Raw genomic sequence first — 276 nt, 5'->3', positions numbered from 1 at the left:
GATCACGACGCGGATCGCCGCGCGTGACGGGCGGGTGCTGCTCTTCCTGGACACCAAGCGGTCGGTGGACCGGCTGGTCAAGCGGCTGCTGGCGAGCGGTGTACGGGCCTCGGGGCTGCACGGCGGCCGTTCGCAGCCGCAGCGCAACCGGACGCTCGAACAGTTCAAGAACGGTCTGGTCACCTGTCTCGTCGCGACGAACGTCGCGGCGCGCGGCATCCATGTGGACGATCTCGACCTCGTCGTCAACGTCGACCCGCCCGTCGACCACAAGGA

At 68.8% G+C, this 276-nt stretch carries 1 protein-coding gene; it reads left to right on the top strand.

Going from position 1 to position 276, the window contains the following annotated elements; genetic code table 11:
- Window positions 1-276: helicase-related protein (locus tag BFF77_RS31835; protein ID WP_169922756.1), on the top strand; the 276-nt coding region annotated here is incomplete at both ends.

Origin of the sequence: Streptomyces lushanensis (genome assembly GCF_001700515.1) — a bacterium.
Lineage (GTDB): Bacteria > Actinomycetota > Actinomycetes > Streptomycetales > Streptomycetaceae > Streptomyces > Streptomyces lushanensis.
Note: the sequence above shows the minus strand (reverse complement) of the source record. Positions and strands in the feature narration are given on the sequence as shown.